We start from the raw sequence: 18,471 nt of genomic DNA on the forward strand, positions 1-18,471 counted from the left end.
CGCGATGAGGAGACGAACCGCATGGCCTTCCAGCCGAACGTCACGCTCACCCGTCGCGCGCTGGGTGGCGCGGCGCTTGCCCTCGCGGCGCCGGCGGTGGCCCGCGCGCAGGGCCGCACCATCACCGTCTGGCACGACCTCGGCGACAACGGGATCGCCTGGTTCGACCGGCTCAACGCCGAGTTCGCGAAGGTCCGGCCAGGCGTCACGGTGCGCAGCCAGTCCTTCCCGACGGACCAGTGGTTCGGCCGCGTCATCGGCGCGATCAACACGGGCACCGCCCCTGACCTGATCTTCAACAACTACGAGCGCGTCATCCGCATCCAGTCCCAGACGAACAAGGTGCTGGACATGCGCGCCGTGCTCGAGGGAGTGGAAGACCGCTCCTACCTCTCGCCGGAGGATCTCCGCGTCGCGACCTATCGCGACCGGATGATCATCATCCCGATGCAGCGCGTGCAGATGGCCTTCGGCGTGCGCAGGTCCTGGCTGGACCGCACGGGCGAGACCCTGCCGGACACCTGGGACGACGTGAAGCGCGTCGCGCCGAAGTTCCGGGACAACGACCCCGACGGCAATGGGCGCGCCGACACATTCCCCTTCGCGCTGCAGGCAGCGCGTCCGCGCGACCTGATCCACATGCTCGACCTCCTCGTCTTCGGCAGCGGGCTGCAGCACACGCTGATTGACCCGGCGGGGGAGATTACCATCACCCGGCCGGAGCACGCGCTGGTGCTGACGGAGTTCCTGCGTGCCTATTCAACCTACCGCTGGGTCCCGCCGGACACGATCAACCACGGCTTTACCGAGATGTACCAGGTGATCGAGGGCGGGCGCGGCGGCATGTTCCGCGTGGGCGACTGGAACGTCCGGCGCTGGGACATGCCGAACACGCTGGGCGGAGACTTCGTCACGGGGCCCTGGCCGAAGTTCTTCGCGGACAAGCCGAACGCCGTGGTGATCGGCGGCATGCGCGGGGTCGGCATCCCAGAGAACGCGCCGGACCGCGCGCTGTCTACCGAACTGGCCCGCTTCATGCTCACCCGCCCCGCGCAGCAGGCGAGCCTGGAAACGGTCGGTTCCGCCGTGCGAAAGGACCTCGACGTCTCCTCGCTCTCGCCGCGCGGGCAGTGGTTCGCGAAGGCGGACCAGCGCCTTATTGCCTACGACTTCCCCGAGGCGACGCACGCCTTCTATCCGGAGCTGGAGGCGCAGTTCCACCGGCGCCTTCTGGCCATGATCGGATCGCCGCCGCGCGACCTGGACGCCGCGGTCCGCACGCTCGGGCGTGAAATGCAGGAGACGGCGGCACGGCTCGCGCGCGGGTGAACGCAGGCCTGCCGAGGCTGCGGGCGGACGGGGTCTTCTACGTTCTCGTCCTGCCCTTCGCGGCGCTGACGATCCTCTTCGGGCTTTGGCCGATTATCCTGTCGGTCGGCGTGTCCTTCACGGCGTCGGGCAGCGCACTGGGGTCGGATCCGCGCTGGATCGGCTTCGCGAACTACGCGACCGTGCTGGCCGATGAGCAATTTCGGGACAGCCTCATCCGTACTCTGGTCTATACGGCGCTGGCCGTGGCAGCGAACCTCGCCTTCGCCCTGGCTGCGGCGATGCTGCTGGACGGGCCGCTGCTGCGTCGCGGCAACATGCTGTTCCGCCTCGCGCTCTTCCTGCCGGTCGTCACGCCGGACGTCGCGGGCTACGTCGTCTGGCGCTGGCTCTTCGACCAGTCCTTCGGGGCGGTGAACGCCGCGCTCGACTTGCTCAGCCTACCGCGATTTGGCGGCCTCGCCAGCCTGGACACGGCGACGATCGCGATCCTGATTGCCGAGCTCTGGCACCACGCCGGATTCTACGCCGTCATCTTCCTCGCGAATCTCGCGATCCGTGATCCCGCACTGGAGGAGGCAGCGCGGGTGGACGGCGCGGGCGCCTGGGCGCGGTTCCGGCACGTGATCCTGCCGCAGTTGCGGCCCGCCATCGTCGTGAATCTCGTCTACGCGACGATCCAGTTCCTGAAGACCTTCACCGTCGTCGTCGTGATGACGAAGGGCGGCCCGGCCGAGAGCACGACCTTCGTATCCTACCTGGCCTACCAGCTGTTCGATCAGGCGCGGTACGGGGAGGCGACGGCGATGGCGACGATCCTCTTCGTCATCGTCATCGCGATCTCCCTCCTCGCCTATGCCGCGGGTGAGAGGGGGCGTGCGTGAAGCGGCCAATCGCAACCCTCCTTGCCTATGCCGTTGCGCTGCCCGTGTCGGCTGCCTTCCTGTTCCCCTACGCCTGGATGATCTCCGGCGCGCTGCGGTCGACGCGGGATGTGCTGTCGGACCCGCTGCGGCTAATCCCTGCCAACCTCGACCTCGGTTTCATGGCGGACATCGCGCGGATCGGGGGGACGCCGCTCGGGACCTACCTCCTCAACTCGCTCCTCTTCACGGCGGGGGCGACGGTGCTGGGCACGCTGGCAGCGGCGCTTGGCGCGTATGCGCTGACGCGCCGGCCGCGGCTGCCGGGGTTCCGGCTGCTCCGCGGCGGCTTTCTTCTGACGATGATGTACCCGTACATGCTGCTCATCATTCCCGTGTACATCGTGATGTACCGGATCGGGCTGCTGGGATCCGCGGCGGGGATCGTGCTGTTCCTCTCGCTCGGCCCCATCCAGTTCTTCCTGTTCGAGCAGTTCTTCCGCGCCATCCCGCCTGCGGTGATCGAGGCCGCGACGATCGACGGCGCGAGCGAGTGGCAGATCCTGCTGCGCGTCGTCCTTCCCATGGCGATGCCGGTCACGGCGACGGTGGCTCTGATCGCCTTCCTGCTGAACTGGGCGCAGTGGTTTCCGGTCCTTGTCATCTCGCGCGGGCCAGAGACCTACACGCTGCCGGTTGCCCTGCTCTCCCTCAACACGGAGCTTGGGGCGAGTTTCCAGGGTGTCATGGCGTTGGCGGTCCTGACTACGCTGCCGCCGGCGATCCTGTTCCTGCTGGCGCAGCGTCGCGTGATGGCCGGCATGGCCGGAGGTGCGGTGAAGGGATGAGGATCGAACCCCTGGCGGCGCGGATCGAGGCTGCCCGAGCGCGGAGCCTTGCCTGGCTGGACGCGATGCAGGCACCCGGCGAGCCCCGCGGTGTCTCCCGCATCAGCGCCGCGCATGACGCCTCGGCCTGGCCCGGCGTGCTGCTGCCCGGGACCTACAACGCTGTGATGTGCCGCGCGCTGATCGGCGGCCTCGACGACTTCACGGGGGCGGAGCGTGGCGACTTGGTTGCCTGGCTGGAACAGCACCGGCTGCCGGACGGCCGCTTCCGCATACCGGGCATGCACGACGATGCCGTCTTCAAGAAGCCGGACCTAGCGGAGACCTGGGGCTACATCGACTTCCACGTGACGAACTACAGCATCGGCGCGGCCGAGGTGCTGGATCCCGTCCGGGCCGCCGTACTGGACTTCGCTCGGCCCTTCCTAGACCCGACGACACTCCTCGCCTGGCTCGCACGGCGGGACCTGCGCGATCCGTGGCAGGAGGGAAACAACGTCGTCAACCTCGGCTCGTTCCTGCTGGTCCTTCAGGCCGACGAACCGATGCGGCTGCTTTTCGAATGGCACGACAGGCTGCAGGAGCCGACGACCGGCTTCTGGGGCGTGAACCAGCATGGCGACGCGACGGCGCTGCTGCACGCCTTCGCGGGCTCCATGCACAACTTCCACCTGTGGTACGCGACGGGGCGACCGCTGCCGTACCTGGACCGCGCGATGGACTACGTGCTGACGCTGCCGCCGTCCGTGGACAGCGCCTGCATCGACGTGGACGCCGTGGACCTGCTGGTCCACGGCGTCGCGCTCACCGGCCACCGCCGCGGTGACGTCGCTGACTGGCTCGGGGCGCTGCTGCCGCGGCTGTTGGACTGGCAGGGCGCGGACGGCGGGTTCTGCGACGTGCGGGATGGCGTGCGGCGGCAGGATGGCTGGATTCGGGGCTACGAGGAGCCGCAGGGCCTTTCCAACACCTTTGCCACCTGGTTCCGCTGGATCGCGATCGCGATGATCGCCGACCACCTGTGGCCCGGGCGATGGCCCTGGCGGTTTCGCCACATGGTCGGGATCGGCTACCGGATGCCCGGCGCGTGACCGTCACTGATCCCTTCGCGCACCTGCACGACGAGGCCTATGGCGCGCCGCTCGCGGCCCGGCGCGCAACGGCGGAGACGCTGTTCAACCCGTATGGGCGTGCCGGTCAGTCCCTCGACGGCACGTGGCGGCTGACGCTCGATCCCTTCGAGGAAGGGCTGCGGCAGCGGTGGTGGGCGGACGACGACCGGTCCTCCTCCGAATGGGAGACGCCGCGCGACTGGGAATGGGGCGCGGGTGAGCCCGCGCCGGTGCCGGGCTGCTGGAACCTCCTGAGGCCTGAGTTGCTGCACTACGAGGGTGGAGCCTGGTACGTCCGGGACTTCGAGACGGTTCAGGTGGTACCGGGCGAGGCCGCCCTGCTTCACTTCGGTGCCGCAGCCTACCGGGCCGAAGTCTTCCTGAACGGCGTCCATCTCGGCGGCCACCTCGGCGCCTCCACGCCGTTTTCGCTGGATGCCACGTCGGCCCTTCGCCCTGGTCGCAATCGCCTGATGGTTTTCGTCGAGAACGCGCGCCGCGCCGAGCGCGTGCCAATGCACCACTTCGACTGGTTCAACTACGGCGGCCTGCACCGGTCCGTCGTCCTGTACCGCGTGCCCGCCTTGCATGTCCGGCGCTTCGCGCTGCATCTCGGCGGCGAACCGGGCCGCCCGCACCTCGTTCTCCGCGCCGTGCTGTCGCAGCCGTTGGACGGCGCGGCGCGGCTGGTGGTCCCAGCGCTCGGTCTGGACGCAGCGGTCCTCGTGCGCGGCGGAGTGGCCGAGGCCGTGATCCAGGCCTCTCCGCCGCTCTGGTCGCCGGAGGAGCCGCGGCTGATAGACGTCGAGCTCCACTTCGGCGCGGAGGTGCTGCGCGACCGGATCGGCTTCCGCCATCTTGCGACCGACGGCACGCGGATCCTGCTCAACGGGCGTGACCTCGTCCTCTGCGGCGCCTGCGTCCACGAAGACGACCTCGCCTCGGGCCGGGTGACGGACGAGGCCGACATTCGCCGGCGCATTGCCGATCTTCGCGCCCTCGGCGGGAACTTCCTCCGGCTCTCGCATTACCCCCACGATCCGCGTGTCGCCCAGCTCTGCGACGAAGCGGGCGTCCTGCTCTGGTCGGAGGTCCCGGTCTACTGGGCCATCGGCTTCGACGATCCGGGGACGCTCGCGGACGCGACGAACCAGCTGCGGGAGGTGATCCTGCGCGACGCGAACCGTGCGAGCATCATCCTCTGGGGCGTCGGCAACGAGAACGCGGATACCGATGCGCGGCTGGCCTTCATGGCGCACCTGGCGGCCGTGGCGCGGGCGGCCGACCCGTCTCGGCTGGTCTCCGCCGCCTGCCTCATCAACCGCGAGACGTTCCGCATCGAGGACCGGCTCGCCTCGCACCTCGACGTCATCGGGCTGAATGAATACTTCGGCTGGTATGAGACGGGAACGGAGGGGCTGCGCCGCCTTCTCGTCAATTCCGCGCCGGACCGGCCCGTCGTGATCAGCGAGACCGGCGCCGATGCGCTCTCCGGTCTGCGGGGCGGGAACGCGGCGCTATTCACAGAGGAGCGGCAGGCTGCCTTCTTCGAGGCCCAGTTCGCCGCGCTGTCGGAGGCCGACTTCGTGCGCGGCATTGCCGTGTGGCTGCTGTACGACTTCCGCTCGCTTCGGCGACAAGCACGTCCCCAGGGCGGCTTCAACCGGAAGGGATTGATCGCCGAGGACAAGGTAACGCGGAAGCAGTCGTTCCAGGCGGTCGCGGAAGGCCTCACGGCATTTCGGACGTCACGCTCAGCTTGTCCGTGAGAGCCCGCCCGGTGGCGCGAGCCGTCAGCGGTGGGCTGACGGCTCGCCTCGCGCGTCCTGCTGGCGTCACCAGGGGGATGGGGGGCTGTCCGGGACGCCGCCCCGGGACGTTCCCCGTCAGTTCATGCGCATGACCGCAAGGTCGATAAACCAGGACTGCGGCTGAACGACGTTCCGCACGCGCGGGGAGATCGCGCGGGGGCTGACGTCATGCGCGACCCAAAGGAAGGGCGCTTCCTCCACGATGCGGGCATGCAGGCGTGCCAACGCCCGGTCCCTAGCCGCCGCGTCGAACGTGGTGCGTGCGGTCGCGATGAGCGCGTCGAACTCCGGATTGCTGAAGTACCCCCAGTTGTTGGAAACGGGCGGTTGCGTCGCCGTGGAGACGAAGCGCACCATCGCGAAGAAGGGGTCCATGGTCGCGAAGGACACGTTGGTCGCGTTGGCGCCGCGGGCATTCGCGTGCCGGGCTCCTTCACGCCAGTTGTTGAAGACCGCGTTCCACTCCGCGACCTCGAGCTGCACGTCGAAGTAGCATTCGCGCAGCGCCTGCTGCAGGAACTCGTTCATCACGAGCGGCTGCATCTGGCCGGAACCGGAGGCGGAGGTCAGCACCTTGACGGTCAGGCGTCGCTGCGGGGAATAGCCGGCCTCCCGCATCAGGCGCTGGGCCGCCGCGCGGTCCAACTTGATTTCGAAGGCCGGGTTGCCCCACCAGGGGTGGGAGGGGCCGACCGTTCCGCGTGGGATTTCCATCAGCCCGCCGAGCAGCGTGCTGAGTTCGGTGCGGTCCACGCAGAGGTTGGCGGCGTGGCGGACGCGGCGGTCGAGCCAGGGCGATCCTTCCGCGAAGGAGAACTGCCAGGGCCAGACATGGGGCTGCGCATTCTGGTAGAGCGTGAAACCGCGCGCGCGGATCTGCGCCAGCGCGTCGGGCGCCGGCGCCTCGATCCAGTCCACCTGGTTGCCGAGAAGCGCGGCGGTGCGGGTATTGGCCTCGGGGATCGGCAACAGGACCACGCGGTCGATCTGCGGCCGGCGCCCCTCGTCCCAGTAGTCGCGGTTCGCGACCATCTCGAAGCGCTCGCGCGGGACGAAGCGGACGCCGCGGAAAGGGCCGGTGCCCGAGGGTTCGGCCGCGAAGGCCGCCCAGGCCTGCTGCGCGCGCTGGCGCGGATCGGTGACGCTCGCCGGCACGGCGTCGAACTTCGCCTGCCAATGCGCGGGCGAGGCCATGAAGAGGTTCGTCAGGTTGATCGGGAGGAAGGAGTCCGGCTCGCTCGTTGTCAGCTCGACCTCGAACTCCGAGATCGCGCGGGCGGTGCGGAGGGTCGGCATGCGGCTGACCGTCACGCCGACCTGCGACGCGTCGTAGTGCGGGGCGGCCTGGTCCAGCACCTTCCGGACGTTCCAGACCACGGCCTCGGCGTTGAAGGGGCTGCCGTCGTGAAAGCGGACGCCCTGGCGCAGGGTGAAGCGCCACTTCGTCCGGTCCGCGGCGTCCACCGACCATTCGGTGGCGAGCCCGGGGATCGGGACGGAGGGACGCTCGGCGCTCGACAGGTCCCAGTTCACCAGGGCGTCGTACATCGGGATGCCGGTGAACCGGTTGCCCTCGAAGCCCTGGTCCGGCTGGCCAAGGGTGCGCGGGATGTCGGCCGCTGTCATGCCGATGCGCAGCACCTTTTCCTGCGCCGCGGCCGGGCCGGCCAGGACCGCGCCGGCCGCCAGGGTGGTCGCCAGCAGCAGGCGACGCGCCGTCCTGAACCCCATCATGTGCTCCCCCGAGACCTGTCTTTCGTGTGACAGCTTAGCAATCCCGGTGCCATGCTGGGGGGCCGGGTGGCCCGGGGCTTGCAGGCGCGCCTCGCGATGTCGGACCCCACCGAACCGCTGCCCGACCGGGGCGGCCCCGCGCAGCCGCTGCTCAGCGTCCGCGGGCTGACGAAGCACTTCGCCCTGACGTCGGGCTTCCTCGGCCGGCGGGCCGGGGTTGTGCGGGCCGTCGACGACCTGTCCTTCGAGGTCCGCAAGGGCGAGACGCTCGGCATCGTCGGCGAGTCCGGCTGCGGCAAGTCCACGACCTCGCGCCTGATCATGGCGCTGATGCAGCCCAGCGCCGGCGAAGTGCTGTTCGACGGGCAGCCCATCGGCCCCGGCGGCCTGACGCTGAAGGAATATCGCCGCCAGGTGCAGATGGTGTTCCAGGACAGCTACGCGTCGCTCAACCCGCGCCTGACGGTCGAGGAATCCATCGCCTTCGCGCCCGTCGTGCACGGTCTCGCACGGGCCGAAGCGCGGTCGCGCGCGCGGGACCTGCTGGCGGCGGTGGGGCTGAACCCCGACCAGTTCGCGCGCCGTTACCCGCACGAACTGTCGGGCGGCCAGCGGCAGCGGATCAACATTGCCCGCGCCTTGGCCCTTCGGCCACGGCTGGTGCTCCTGGACGAGCCGGTCTCCGCCCTCGACAAGTCAGTGGAGGCGCAGGTGCTGAACCTGCTGCTCGATCTCAAGGCGGCGTTCGGGCTGACCTACCTCTTCATCTCGCACGACCTGAACATCGTGCAGTACGTCTCGGACCGCGTGCTGGTGATGTATCTCGGGCGCGTGGCGGAGGTCGGGGATGTCGACGCCATCTACGGTCGCGCGGCCCATCCCTACACCGCCGCGCTGCTCGCCAGCCGCCCCTCGATGGACCCGGACCGCCGCCGGACCGAGCCGCCGCTGACCGGCGATCCGCCGAACCCCATCAACCCGCCCCCGGGCTGCCGCTTCCACACGCGCTGCCCCCGGGCGGAGCCCGTCTGCGCGACGGTCGTCCCGCCGCTCTCCCCGGCGCCGGCGGGCCAGTCCGCCGCCTGCCTCATGGTCATCCCCGGCAGCGGCCACGGCGCGGCCCCTTCCGGGTCCAGGCTAGCCGCCTGATGGACGGCATGATGCCCGAGGCCGTGGTCATCCCGACCAGCGCCGCGCCGCTCGTCCAGGCGCGCGACCTCCAGGTCCGCTTCGTTTCCCGCGATGCCACGGTCCATGCGGTGAACGGCGTTTCTTTCGACCTCGCGCCGCGCGAATCCCTTTGCATCCTTGGGGAGTCCGGCTCCGGCAAGTCGGTGACCCTGCGCGCGCTGATGGGCCTGAACCCGCCGCGCCGCACGGTCGTCTCCGGCCACCTGCGCGTGGGCGGGCAGGATGTGGTGGGCGCGAGCGAGAGGACCCTCTCCGACCTCCGCGGCCGCACCGTCTCCATGATCTTCCAGGAGCCGATGACGGCGCTGGACCCCGTCTTCACCATCGGCCGCCAGATCGCCGAGACCGTGATGCGGCACGAGGGCGTGTCCCGCGCCGCTGGCGAGGCACGGGCACTGGAACTGCTGGAACTCGTCCAGATTCCCTCCGCGAAGCGACGCCTCGCGGCCTACCCGCACGAGCTGTCCGGCGGCCTGCGGCAGCGCGCGATGATCGCGATCGCGCTGTCCTGCCGCCCGAGGCTGTTGTTGGCCGATGAGCCGACGACCGCGCTCGATGCCACGGTCCAGATCCAGATCCTCCTCCTCATCCGGCGGCTTCAGGAGGAACTAGGCATGGGCGTCATCTTCGTCACGCACGACCTCGGCGTCGCCGGCGAGGTCGCGGACCGCATCGCCGTCATGTACGCCGGCCGCTTCATCGAGGAAGGGCCGGTCCGCAACCTGATGCGCGGGCCGCTGCATCCCTATGCTCGGGGCCTCCTCGGCGCGACGGTGCATGCGGGTCGCCGCGGCGAACGACTGACCACGATCCCCGGCGCCCCGCCGAACCTCGAGCGTCTCCCCCAGGGCTGTGCCTTCGCCCCCCGCTGCACGGAGGCCGAGGCCGCCTGCACCGCCGCCGTGCCGGAATTCCGCAGCCCCACGCCGGGCCATGCCGCGCGCTGCATCCATGTCGGGGGCGTCGTCCCATGCTGACCTACCTGCTGCGGCGCGTGCTCTACGCCGTGCCGATCGCGCTCGCCGTGGGCCTCGTATGCTTCATGCTCGTACAGATCGCCCCGGGCGATCCGATCAACGCCATCGTCCCCGGCGACGCGCCGCGAGAGGTCGTGGAGCAGGTCCGCCGCGACTACGGACTGGACAAGCCGCTCTACGTCCAGTTCGGGCTGTGGCTGCTGAAGGTGTTGCAGGGCGATCTCGGGCGGTCGCTCGCCACCGGGCGGCCGGTGACGGCGGACCTGTACAGCGCGGTCGGCAACACGCTGACCTTGGCCTTCTGCGCGGCGATGATCGGGTTCGTGCTGGGTTCGATCCTCGGCACGGTCGCCGCGGTGTTCCGAGGCACGATCCTCGACAAGGTCGCGGTCGGCTTCTCCGCCGCCGGCGTCTCCGTGCCGCACTACTGGCTCGGCATGGTGCTCGTGATCGTCTTCAGCGTGACGCTGGGCTGGCTGCCCGCCATGGGCGCCGGGCCGGGCGGCTCGGGCGCCTGGGCGTGGAACTGGGCGCATATGCAGTTCCTCGTCCTGCCGGCGGTGACCCTCTCCGTCATCCCGCTCGGCGTCATCACGCGGACTGTGCGGGGCGTAGTGATGGAGATGCTGAACCAGGACTTCGTCACGACGCTGCGGGGCAAGGGGCTGCGCCGGGGCGGCATCGCGCGGCACGTGCTGAAGAACGCGGCGCCGGGGGTCCTCGCCGTCATGGGGCTTCAGCTCGGGTATCTGATGGGCGGCTCCATCCTCGTCGAGACGGTCTTCTCCTGGCCGGGCACCGGCTTTCTGCTGAACAGCGCGATCTTCCAACGGGACCTGCCGGTGCTGCAGGGCACCATCCTCGTCCTCGCGCTGTTCTTCGTGGCGCTGAACCTCGTCGTGGACCTCCTCCAGACCGCCCTCGATCCCCGGATCCGCCGCGCATGAGCACGACCCTACACGCCGGCGCCGTCCTCCAGGGGCCCGCCGCCCCGTCCCGCAGCAAGGGCTACTGGGCCGGGGTCGCGCGGCGCCTGTCGCGCGATCCGGTGACGCTGTTCTTCGGGGCCGTACTGCTCCTGATGGCGCTTGCCATCCTCTTCGCGCCGCTCCTGGCGCCGCACGATCCCTACCAGACCAGCATGATCCGCCGGCTACGGCCCGTCTGGTTCCAGGACGGGCGCTACCCGCTCGGCACGGACGAGCTGGGTCGGGACATGCTGACGCGACTGCTCTACGGCGGGCGGCTGTCCTGGTTCCTCGGCATCACGCCCGTCCTGATCGCCTTCGTCGTGGGCGGCGCGCTCGGGGTCCTGGCCGGCTACGCCGGGGGCTGGGTCAATACGGCGATCATGCGGACGACCGACGTGTTCTACGCCTTCCCCTCCGTGCTTCTCGCGGTCGCCATCTCAGGCGCGCTCGGGCCGGGCATCTCCAACGCCATGCTGTCCCTGACCCTCGTCTTCATTCCGCAGGTTATCCGCGTCGCGGAAAGCACGACGACGGCGGTACGGAACCTGGACTACGTGGAATCCGCGCGCGCCAGCGGGGCGGGCCCGATTGCGATCATGCGGGCCCATGTGCTGCCGAACGTGCTGGCGCCGATCTTCGTCTACGCCACCAGCCTCGTCAGCGTCTCCATGATCCTGGCATCGGGCCTGTCCTTCCTCGGCCTTGGGACGAAGCCGCCGGAGCCGGAATGGGGGCTGATGCTCAACACCCTGCGGACCGCGATCTACACACAGCCGGTGATCGCGATGCTGCCGGGCGTCTGCATCTTCCTGACGAGCATCTGCTTCAACATGGTCAGCGACGGCCTGCGTTCCGCGATGGACGTGCGGCAGTAGTGCCGCGGCACGCCCGTTGCTTGCGCCGTCGGGAACGATCCAGCCCCGCGGAGCCCCCATGAGCTTTTCACGCCGCGCCCTCCTCGGCGCCTCCGGCCTCGCCATGCTGCCCGGAGCCGTGCCCGCGCCCGCGCTGGCGCAGTCCGGAGAGCGCGTGCTGCGCTACGGCATCTCCATGGCCGACATCCCGCAGACGACGGGTCAGCCGGACCGCGGCGCCGGTGCCTACCAGTTCACCGGCCACACGATCTACGACTCCCTCGTCGCCTGGGAGATGGACGTGGCCGACCGCCCCGGGAAGCTCGTCCCCGGTCTCGCGACCTCCTGGGAGGCGAACCCGGCCGACCGCACGAAGTGGACGCTGAAACTGCGCGAGAACGTGCGATTCCACGACGGCTCCGCCTTCGACGCGGACGCGGTGATCTGGAATGTCGAGAAGGTGATGAACAACCAGGCGCCTCACTTCGACCAGCGGCAGGCGGCGCAGGTCCGCCCGCGCCTGCCGAGCCTGGCGTCCTGGCGCAAGCTCGACGCCATGACGGTGGAACTGACGACGAAGGCGGTGGACAGCCTCTTCCCCTACCAGCTGCTCTGGTTCCTGATCTCCTCGCCCGCGCAATACGAACGTCTCGGCCGGTCCTGGGAACGCTTCGCGGCCGAGCCCTCGGGCACCGGGCCCTTCCGTCTGGCGCGGCTGGTTCCGCGGGAACGGGCGGAACTCGTCAAGAACGCGGCGTACTGGAACCCCAGCCGCGTCCCCAAGGTGGATCGTCTCGTCCTCGTCTGCGCGCCGGACGCGGTGACGCGGTCCAACGCCCTGCTCACGGGGCAGTTGGATCTGATCGAGACGCCGGCCCTCGACATGGTCCCGCAGCTCCGCGCCGCCGGGAACCGAGTCGTCGAGAACGTCACGCCGCATGTCTGGAACTACCACCTCAGCCTGCTGGAGGGCTCGCCCTGGCGGGACCTGCGCCTGCGGCAGGCCGCGAACCTCGCCATCAACCGCGACGAGATCGTGACCCTCCTCGGGGGCCTGGCCAAGCCGGCGACGGGCGTCGTGGACCCCTCCTCGCCCTGGTTCGGGCGGCCGGAGTTCCGCGTGCGCTTCGACCCGGACGCAGCGCGTCGCCTGGTCCGGGAAGCCGGATTCTCCCCCCAGAACCCGCTGCGCACGCGCTTCATCATCGCGACCGGCGGCTCGGGCCAGATGCTGTCCATGCCGATGAACGAGTACATCCAGCAGGCCTGGCGGGAGGTCGGCATCTCCGTCGAATTCCAGCCCGTCGAACTGGAGGTCCTCTACACCGCTTGGCGCAATGGGGCGGCGCACGAATCGCTGCGCGGGGTCACCGCGAACAACGTGGCCTACGTCACCTCCGACCCGCTCTACGCCCTCGTGCGCTTCTTCCACTCCAACCAGATCGCGCCCGTGGGGGTGAACTGGTCCCATTACCGCGACCCGGAGACGGATCGTCTGATCGACGCCGCCGTGCAATCCTTCGACAGCGCAGAGCAGGACCGCCTCATGGCCCGCGTGCACGAGCGCGTGGTGGACCAGGCGCTGCTGGTCTTCGTCGTGCACGACACCAACCCTCACGTCCTCGGCCGCAACGTGCGGGGCTACGTCCAGGCCCAGCACTGGTTCCAGGACCTCACCACCCTGTCCTGACACGCCGGGCGTGGCGGGGTGACCTGTGCCCACGGGCGGGTGGCGATGGTGCTGGCGCAGTCGTGCTGTGCCAGCGCGAACCGCTTTGCGATCGCCGAAGCATCCAACTCCTGAGAGGACGGAGCCACCCTCTCCGTCCTCAGCCTCCGTTTCCAGCGGTCTCGTTACCGCCTGCCGGTTCCAACGGGTGCAGGCCCCTGCGCCCGGCGTCCCACTCTTCGCCGGCAGCATGACCCGCCTCGGGTTGGGCTTTGAGCGACGTCGCGGCTCGTCATGGGGAGCGCGAGGACCAAGCCATCCGCCGGCAACGGCGACGCGATGAGGTCACGCCGGGCACGCTCCATCCCGGCCTCCGGGAGGGAGCGGAGCGCGTAGCGGCGCAGCAAGGGCTGGGCCGCTGGATCCGCCTCCAGGCCCGCCCGTGCCTCGAACCACCCATTCGTTGTCCCGTCTCCGTTCGCTGTTACGCCTGACGGGTGGGCATCGCCACCTCCCGGTCCCGGCGCGCGCCGATGGGCGCGTCCAGATCGTCGGAGAAGGTTCAGGCTGCGGAGACGGGCCGATCCGATGACGCGCTTCGCCTCGTTCCACGCGATGAGGTGGCGCGGCGTAGCGCCGCCGCAGTGGCCTCGTCGAACGCGCCCGTCAGCAACGCCAAGGCGGGCGCGCCGTCGAGCGCGCTTCCGCACGCCGGACAGAAGGCGCGGCTCGATCTCGCCGCGGAACGCCGGCCGCACGGGTACCCCGTTGCGGCCGGCGCGCGCGTCATCGCGCGGCAGCGGGCGGGTTCGGCACGTAGAGGGGCAGGCCGATCCGGAAGAAGAACCGGTGTCCCTCCGGCGCGTTCCGCGCTCCGAACTCCCGCTGGTAGGAAACGGAGAGCGCGCCCGGTCCGACATTCACCCGCAGCTGCGGCCCGACGCCGAAGAGCCGCGTCCGGTTGCCGTTGGCGAAGCTGCGGCCGGGTGCGTTGTCGTCGGTCGTCTGCACCAGGGCGTAGCCCGTCAGGTCCAGGCCGACCGTGTCGGTGACGCCCACCCCCGCCGCGGCCTCCGCGATGAGGTGCTGGCCGCTTCGGTAGTCCGTCGACCCGTTCCGCAGTGGGATGCCGTACATCAGCTTCAGCGACGCGTGGTGGTTCCCCGGTGGGCGCCAGGTGACGGAGGCTTGCGGATAGAAGGTGTAGGTGTTGGTCACGCCGATGTTGAAGTCCTCGCGCGCCCGGTAGTCCCCCGTCGGCAGGAAGGTCTCGAAACCCGCCGTGTAGGAGAGGCCGCCCGGCCGGTTCCAGGCGAGCAGCGCGGCGACGCTGACGTCGCCAAAGCCCGTCCGGTTCTGGCTTCCCTGGAACACGGTCAGCGGCCCCGCGGGCGTGTCCGCGTCGATCGCGGCGGAGACGTGCCGGTAGAGCACGGGCAGAGTGACGAAGGTCACCGGACGGGCGCCAAGGATCTCGGCGTCCCACACGACGAAGGGCCGCACCGCGGAGGCCGTCACGTCGCCGTCGAAGCGCGTGAAGACCTTGCGCCCCTCTGCGTCGCGCACGTTATCGATGGAGTACTGGAGCGTGTAGAAGTTGATGAACAGGCCCGGCACCGGCGGGAAGGCGGCGGGGTAGAGCGTCTCGACGCCGATCGGGTAGGCGGGCAACCCGTTCTCCAGGGAGCGCGCCTCCCGCCCCCACACGGTGGAAAGGAGGAGGCCGGCGGCGAGGGTGGCGAGGCGGGCGGGCCGTCCGGCCCGTCGGAACGGCCGCATCCTCACGCCCCCGGGACGGCGCCGGGCGGCAGGAAGTCCACCTCGCAGGCGGCAGAGCGGCGCACGACCTCCTCCGGGTCCGTCAGGTCGTGGAGCGCGTCGAACAGCTCCTTCAGCCGCCGCCCCGGCGTGACCCAGAACAGCGCGCGCGCCGCGACGTCGCCGCGGTTGTAGTAGGCGTGGACGAGACCTTTCGGCATGCAGACCAGGTCGCCCGGCCCCGCCTTCGTCCAGGTGCCGTCGAGGTAGAGGTCGAAGGCGCCCTCCATCACCCAGATGAACTCGTCCTGGGTCGGGTGGACGTGCGGCGGCACGAAGGTGCCGGGCGGGTCGTAGGTCTCGAAGGCGAACGCGTTCTCGGAGCTGGCCTTCAGCCAGTAGGTGTGGCCGAGGATGTTCCAGGCCGTCCCCTCGCCCTTGCGGGTCACCCCGGCCGGCAGCGAGCCCGGCAGCGGTCCCGTTCCGATGGATGCCGGCATTGTCGCGCTCATGATTCCATCCCTCCTTCGTGGCGTGCGAAGGTCGCGGCGGGTGGCACGGGCGCGCGATCCGCGACACGCGGGCGTCATCCGTTCCGCGCGGCGATCGGCGCGCGGCGGCCCCGTTCCGCTCGCGGGATCGGCTGGCCCGGCCTATGCTTGTCATCGCGCTGACACCGAGCCCTGGCGGAGGACGACCGTGCCTCTTCCCGTGACCGACGACCTGCCCCTCGGCCGCTTCGCGGCGGTGGACACGCGCGATCCGGACCGGGCTCGCGATGAGGTCGGCCGCATCTTCTGCGAACATCGGCTGGCCCCGCTGGGCACGACCGGGGACGCGTTCCACGCGCGCCACCGCAGCGCCCGCGGGCGCGGCTTCTCGGTCAACGCCGTCTCCTACGGCAGCCGGGTCGAGATCGACCCGGGCTGCCTCGGCGGCTTCTTCCTCCTGCAGGTTCCGCTGCGCGGCCACGCGACGGTGCGTTGCGCCACGCGCCTCGTGGAGGCCGGGCCGGGGCGCGCGAGCCTGCTGTCCCCGACGCTGCCGACCCGGATGACCTGGGAGGCAGGCTGCGACAAGCTCATCATCCTGCTCGACCGCACGGACGTGGAGCGGCACCTCGCCCGCCTGCTCGACGAGGCGCCGCGCGCCGTCGAGTTCGATCCCGCGGTGGACTTGGCCGGCGCCGCGGGGGCGGCGGTGCGGGCCACCGCCGGCCTGATGCTCCACGCCGCCGAGACCGGGTGCGGCTCGGCGACCGTTCTCGGCGAGCTCGCCGCCTCGCTCCGCGGCCTGCTCCTCGCCACCCTGCCGCATGGCGGCAGCGCGCGGCTCGCCGGCGGCCGCCGCTCGGCCGCCTCGCCCGCGCATCTCCGGCGGGCGGAGACCTATATCCGCGCGATCTCGAAGCGCCGCTTTCCCTCCTCGACGTCGCGGCCGCGGCGGGCGCCAGCCCGCGCTCCGTGCAGGAGGCGTTCCGGCGCTTTCGCGAGACGACCGTCACCGACTACGTGCGGGAGGCGCGGCTGCGCGCCTGGCGTGCGGCGCTGGAGGCGGGTGCGGAGGACGCGAGGGTCACCGACCTCGCCCTCTCCGTCGGCCTGTCGCATCTCGGCCGCGCCGCGGCCTATTACCGCACGCGCTTCGGGGAGGCGCCGTCGGAGACGCTCGCGCGGCTGCGCCGGGGCGCGTGACCGATCAGGCGGGAACGCTCTCCCGCGTCGGGGCCATCGCGCCGGCCGGCCGGACGGGCGGCGCGGTCTCCAGCAGCCGGCCATAGGCCGCGGGGTCTAGTGGCAGCAGCCAGGCCGCGACCGGGTTCGCCGGGCGCGAGCGCGCGCCCATGTCGGCGAGGAGCTGGCCGAAGTGCCGGTGATGCCACGGCGCGATGCAGAGCCCGCCATAGCCCGCCGCCGCCGGCCGCTCCGACCGCCGCCACGTGAGGGAGCGCTCGATCTCCGCCTCCATCTCCGCCGGCATCGGCTGCCGGACGAGCAGCCCGTCCCAGTAGCGCGCGAGCCAGCGCGCGCCGAGATCGGCCGACAGCGTCGTCGCGAAGCTGGAGTTGAAGCCGACGAAGCCGAGGCTCGGCAGCCGCGGGTTCACGATGTTCCGGTAGAGGCGCCACGCGCCATCCGGCTCCACCAGCGCCGCGCGCTCCCGTTCCCCCAGGAAGGGAAGCTCCTGGTGCCAGCCGGTGGCGAGGATCACGAGGTCCGCCGCCACCCGCTCTCCGCCCGAGGTCACGACCGCGCCGCCCTCGTACTGCCCGATCGTGCCACGGAGCGCGCGGATGCGGCCATCGGCGACCATGCGGTAGAAGCCTGGCGTCTCCACGCCGAGGGCGCAATGGATCGTGTCCTCGATCCGCTCGCCCGGGCGGAGGCCGGTGCGCTTCAGGCCGAACTGCGCCGTCAGCAGCGCCTCCAGCGCCCGCCAGTTCGCCCAGGTGAGCGGCGCGAAGGCGCGCTGCGCGAGGCGTCGGCCGGGCGAGGCGTCGAAGGGCAGGAACATCGCCTCCGCAAGCCGCGTATAGAGGACGCGCTTGAAGTTCAGCGCGCCGCCGAAGAAGTAGGGGATCTTCCAGGCGACGTCGCGGTGCACCAGCGTGACCGCGGCCGCACCCTCCTCCACAGCGTGCACCGCGACGTCGGTCGCGCTCTTCGAGAAGCCGAGGACGACGACCCGGCTGCCGCGCACGCCCGCGCCGTCGACGTGCTCGGAGGAGTGCAGGATCGTCCCGCCCGTCGCGGCGAAGGTCTCGGCCCCGGGGAAGTCGGGCCTGTTCGGCCGGCTGAACTGGCCCGTCGCGACGACGACCCGGTCGAAGCCCTCCTCCGCCGCGCCGCGCGCGTCGTGGAGGCGCGCCGTCCAGCCCCCGTGCCGCCGCCGACCGGCGCGAGCGATTCCACGGTCGTCCCGAACCGGAGGAGAGGTCGCAGGCCGTGCGCCTCCGCGTAGCGCGCGAGGTAGGCGTGCATCTGCGCGCCCGTTGGCCATTCCGGGTAGTCGCGCGGCATCGGGAAGTCGGGATAGGCGTAGAGGTCGCGCGGGGTCTGCGTCCTCACCCCGGGGTAGGACCGGGCCGGACCCCAGACGCCGCCGAGCTCGCCGGCCTTCTCGACGACCGTCACGTCATGTCCGTGCGCGCGGAAGGCCTTCGCCGCCGCAAGGCCGCTGATGCCGCCGCCGATCACGAGCACGCGCTGGGACACGGACATCCACCCCTCCGCCGGCCCATGGGGTCACGCCCGGGCCGGCCGCCAGGGTGTCGCGGCCCGCCGCGACATCGCTATCCGATCGACGCGGGGGCTGTCCGAGCGGCGCAGACGCCTCTCCAATCGGCGCCGAACG

At 70.8% G+C, this 18,471-nt stretch carries 15 protein-coding genes and 2 pseudogenes; 12 read left to right on the forward strand and 5 right to left on the reverse strand.

Annotation, left to right across the window (positions count from 1 at the left end; translation table 11 throughout):
• Nucleotides 1–21 precede the first annotated feature (21 nt).
• Genes ACE7GA_RS12440 through ACE7GA_RS12460 form a run of 5 tightly spaced genes read left to right on the forward strand, consistent with a single transcriptional unit; the run spans nucleotide 22 to nucleotide 5,921 of the window.
• Nucleotides 22–1,329: an ABC transporter substrate-binding protein gene (locus tag ACE7GA_RS12440; protein WP_376099817.1), complete on the forward strand. Its 1,308-nt coding sequence runs from the start codon at nucleotides 22–24 to the stop codon at nucleotides 1,327–1,329.
• Complete coding sequence (locus ACE7GA_RS12445; RefSeq protein ID WP_376099819.1) at nucleotides 1,326–2,213, forward strand: carbohydrate ABC transporter permease; 888 nt, start codon at nucleotides 1,326–1,328, stop codon at nucleotides 2,211–2,213. Before ACE7GA_RS12440 ends, ACE7GA_RS12445 begins: the two co-directional genes overlap by 4 nt.
• On the forward strand, nucleotides 2,210–3,040 hold the full coding sequence (locus ACE7GA_RS12450) for a carbohydrate ABC transporter permease (protein WP_376099821.1): 831 nt from the start codon (nucleotides 2,210–2,212) through the stop codon (nucleotides 3,038–3,040). Before ACE7GA_RS12445 ends, ACE7GA_RS12450 begins: the two co-directional genes overlap by 4 nt.
• Nucleotides 3,037–4,131 carry a hypothetical protein gene (locus ACE7GA_RS12455; RefSeq protein WP_376099823.1) on the forward strand — a complete coding sequence of 365 codons (1,095 nt, stop codon included), beginning with the start codon at nucleotides 3,037–3,039 and terminating at the stop codon, nucleotides 4,129–4,131. Before ACE7GA_RS12450 ends, ACE7GA_RS12455 begins: the two co-directional genes overlap by 4 nt.
• Nucleotides 4,128–5,921: a glycoside hydrolase family 2 protein gene (locus ACE7GA_RS12460; RefSeq protein WP_376099825.1), complete on the forward strand. Its 1,794-nt coding sequence runs from the start codon at nucleotides 4,128–4,130 to the stop codon at nucleotides 5,919–5,921. Before ACE7GA_RS12455 ends, ACE7GA_RS12460 begins: the two co-directional genes overlap by 4 nt.
• A 117-nt stretch (nucleotides 5,922–6,038) precedes the next feature.
• Here ACE7GA_RS12460 and ACE7GA_RS12465 read toward each other — a convergent pair whose 3' ends face one another.
• Nucleotides 6,039–7,697, reverse strand: coding sequence for an ABC transporter substrate-binding protein (locus ACE7GA_RS12465; RefSeq protein WP_376099827.1), 1,659 nt, complete (start codon nucleotides 7,695–7,697; stop codon nucleotides 6,039–6,041).
• A gap of 51 nt (nucleotides 7,698–7,748) precedes the next feature.
• Between ACE7GA_RS12465 and ACE7GA_RS12470 the strand changes: the two genes are divergently transcribed.
• Genes ACE7GA_RS12470 through ACE7GA_RS12490 form a run of 5 tightly spaced genes read left to right on the forward strand, consistent with a single transcriptional unit; the run spans nucleotide 7,749 to nucleotide 13,380 of the window.
• Complete coding sequence (locus ACE7GA_RS12470; RefSeq protein WP_376099829.1) at nucleotides 7,749–8,846, forward strand: ABC transporter ATP-binding protein; 1,098 nt, start codon at nucleotides 7,749–7,751, stop codon at nucleotides 8,844–8,846.
• Nucleotides 8,846–9,865 (forward strand): ABC transporter ATP-binding protein, encoded by a 1,020-nt coding sequence (locus tag ACE7GA_RS12475; protein ID WP_376099831.1) that lies wholly within the window; start codon nucleotides 8,846–8,848, stop codon nucleotides 9,863–9,865. The genes ACE7GA_RS12470 and ACE7GA_RS12475 overlap by 1 nt, the downstream gene beginning before the upstream one ends.
• Nucleotides 9,859–10,812 carry an ABC transporter permease gene (locus ACE7GA_RS12480; RefSeq protein ID WP_376099833.1) on the forward strand — a complete coding sequence of 318 codons (954 nt, stop codon included), beginning with the start codon at nucleotides 9,859–9,861 and terminating at the stop codon, nucleotides 10,810–10,812. Before ACE7GA_RS12475 ends, ACE7GA_RS12480 begins: the two co-directional genes overlap by 7 nt.
• A complete protein-coding gene (locus ACE7GA_RS12485) occupies nucleotides 10,809–11,711 on the forward strand; it encodes an ABC transporter permease (protein WP_376099835.1) in 903 nt (300 codons plus the stop codon). Before ACE7GA_RS12480 ends, ACE7GA_RS12485 begins: the two co-directional genes overlap by 4 nt.
• Before the next feature lie 58 nt (nucleotides 11,712–11,769).
• The gene (locus ACE7GA_RS12490) at nucleotides 11,770–13,380 is read left to right on the forward strand and encodes an ABC transporter substrate-binding protein (RefSeq protein WP_376099837.1); all 1,611 of its coding nucleotides are present in this window, start codon (nucleotides 11,770–11,772) and stop codon (nucleotides 13,378–13,380) included.
• 765 nt (nucleotides 13,381–14,145) lie between these two features.
• On the opposite strand, the gene ACE7GA_RS12495 is transcribed toward ACE7GA_RS12490, so the two are convergent.
• Together ACE7GA_RS12495 and ACE7GA_RS12500 are read right to left on the reverse strand one after the other, a co-directional pair.
• A complete protein-coding gene (locus tag ACE7GA_RS12495; protein WP_376099839.1) occupies nucleotides 14,146–15,138 on the reverse strand; it encodes a transporter in 993 nt (330 codons plus the stop codon).
• A gap of 2 nt (nucleotides 15,139–15,140) precedes the next feature.
• Nucleotides 15,141–15,629 carry a cupin domain-containing protein gene (locus ACE7GA_RS12500; protein ID WP_376099841.1) on the reverse strand — a complete coding sequence of 163 codons (489 nt, stop codon included), beginning with the start codon at nucleotides 15,627–15,629 and terminating at the stop codon, nucleotides 15,141–15,143.
• On the opposite strand from ACE7GA_RS12500, the pseudogene ACE7GA_RS12505 reads away from it, so the two are divergent.
• Together ACE7GA_RS12505 and ACE7GA_RS12510 are read left to right on the forward strand one after the other, a co-directional pair.
• A pseudogene (locus tag ACE7GA_RS12505) lies at nucleotides 15,628–16,407 on the forward strand (hypothetical protein); the annotation flags it as partial. The gene ACE7GA_RS12500 and the pseudogene ACE7GA_RS12505 overlap by 2 nt on opposite strands.
• Nucleotides 16,362–16,811: a helix-turn-helix domain-containing protein gene (locus tag ACE7GA_RS12510; protein ID WP_376099843.1), complete on the forward strand. Its 450-nt coding sequence runs from the start codon at nucleotides 16,362–16,364 to the stop codon at nucleotides 16,809–16,811. The pseudogene ACE7GA_RS12505 and the gene ACE7GA_RS12510, both read left to right, overlap by 46 nt.
• 4 nt (nucleotides 16,812–16,815) lie before the next feature.
• Here ACE7GA_RS12510 and ACE7GA_RS12515 read toward each other — a convergent pair whose 3' ends face one another.
• Both ACE7GA_RS12515 and ACE7GA_RS12520 read right to left on the reverse strand, forming a co-directional pair.
• The gene (locus ACE7GA_RS12515) at nucleotides 16,816–18,117 is read right to left on the reverse strand and encodes an NAD(P)-binding domain-containing protein (protein WP_376099845.1); all 1,302 of its coding nucleotides are present in this window, start codon (nucleotides 18,115–18,117) and stop codon (nucleotides 16,816–16,818) included.
• Nucleotides 18,045–18,338: pseudogene (locus ACE7GA_RS12520) on the reverse strand (FAD-dependent oxidoreductase); the annotation flags it as partial. The pseudogene ACE7GA_RS12520 and the gene ACE7GA_RS12515, both read right to left, overlap by 73 nt.
• Nucleotides 18,339–18,471 lie beyond the last annotated feature (133 nt).

The organism is Roseomonas sp. CCTCC AB2023176, assembly GCF_042259275.1.
Lineage (GTDB): Bacteria > Pseudomonadota > Alphaproteobacteria > Acetobacterales > Acetobacteraceae > Roseomonas.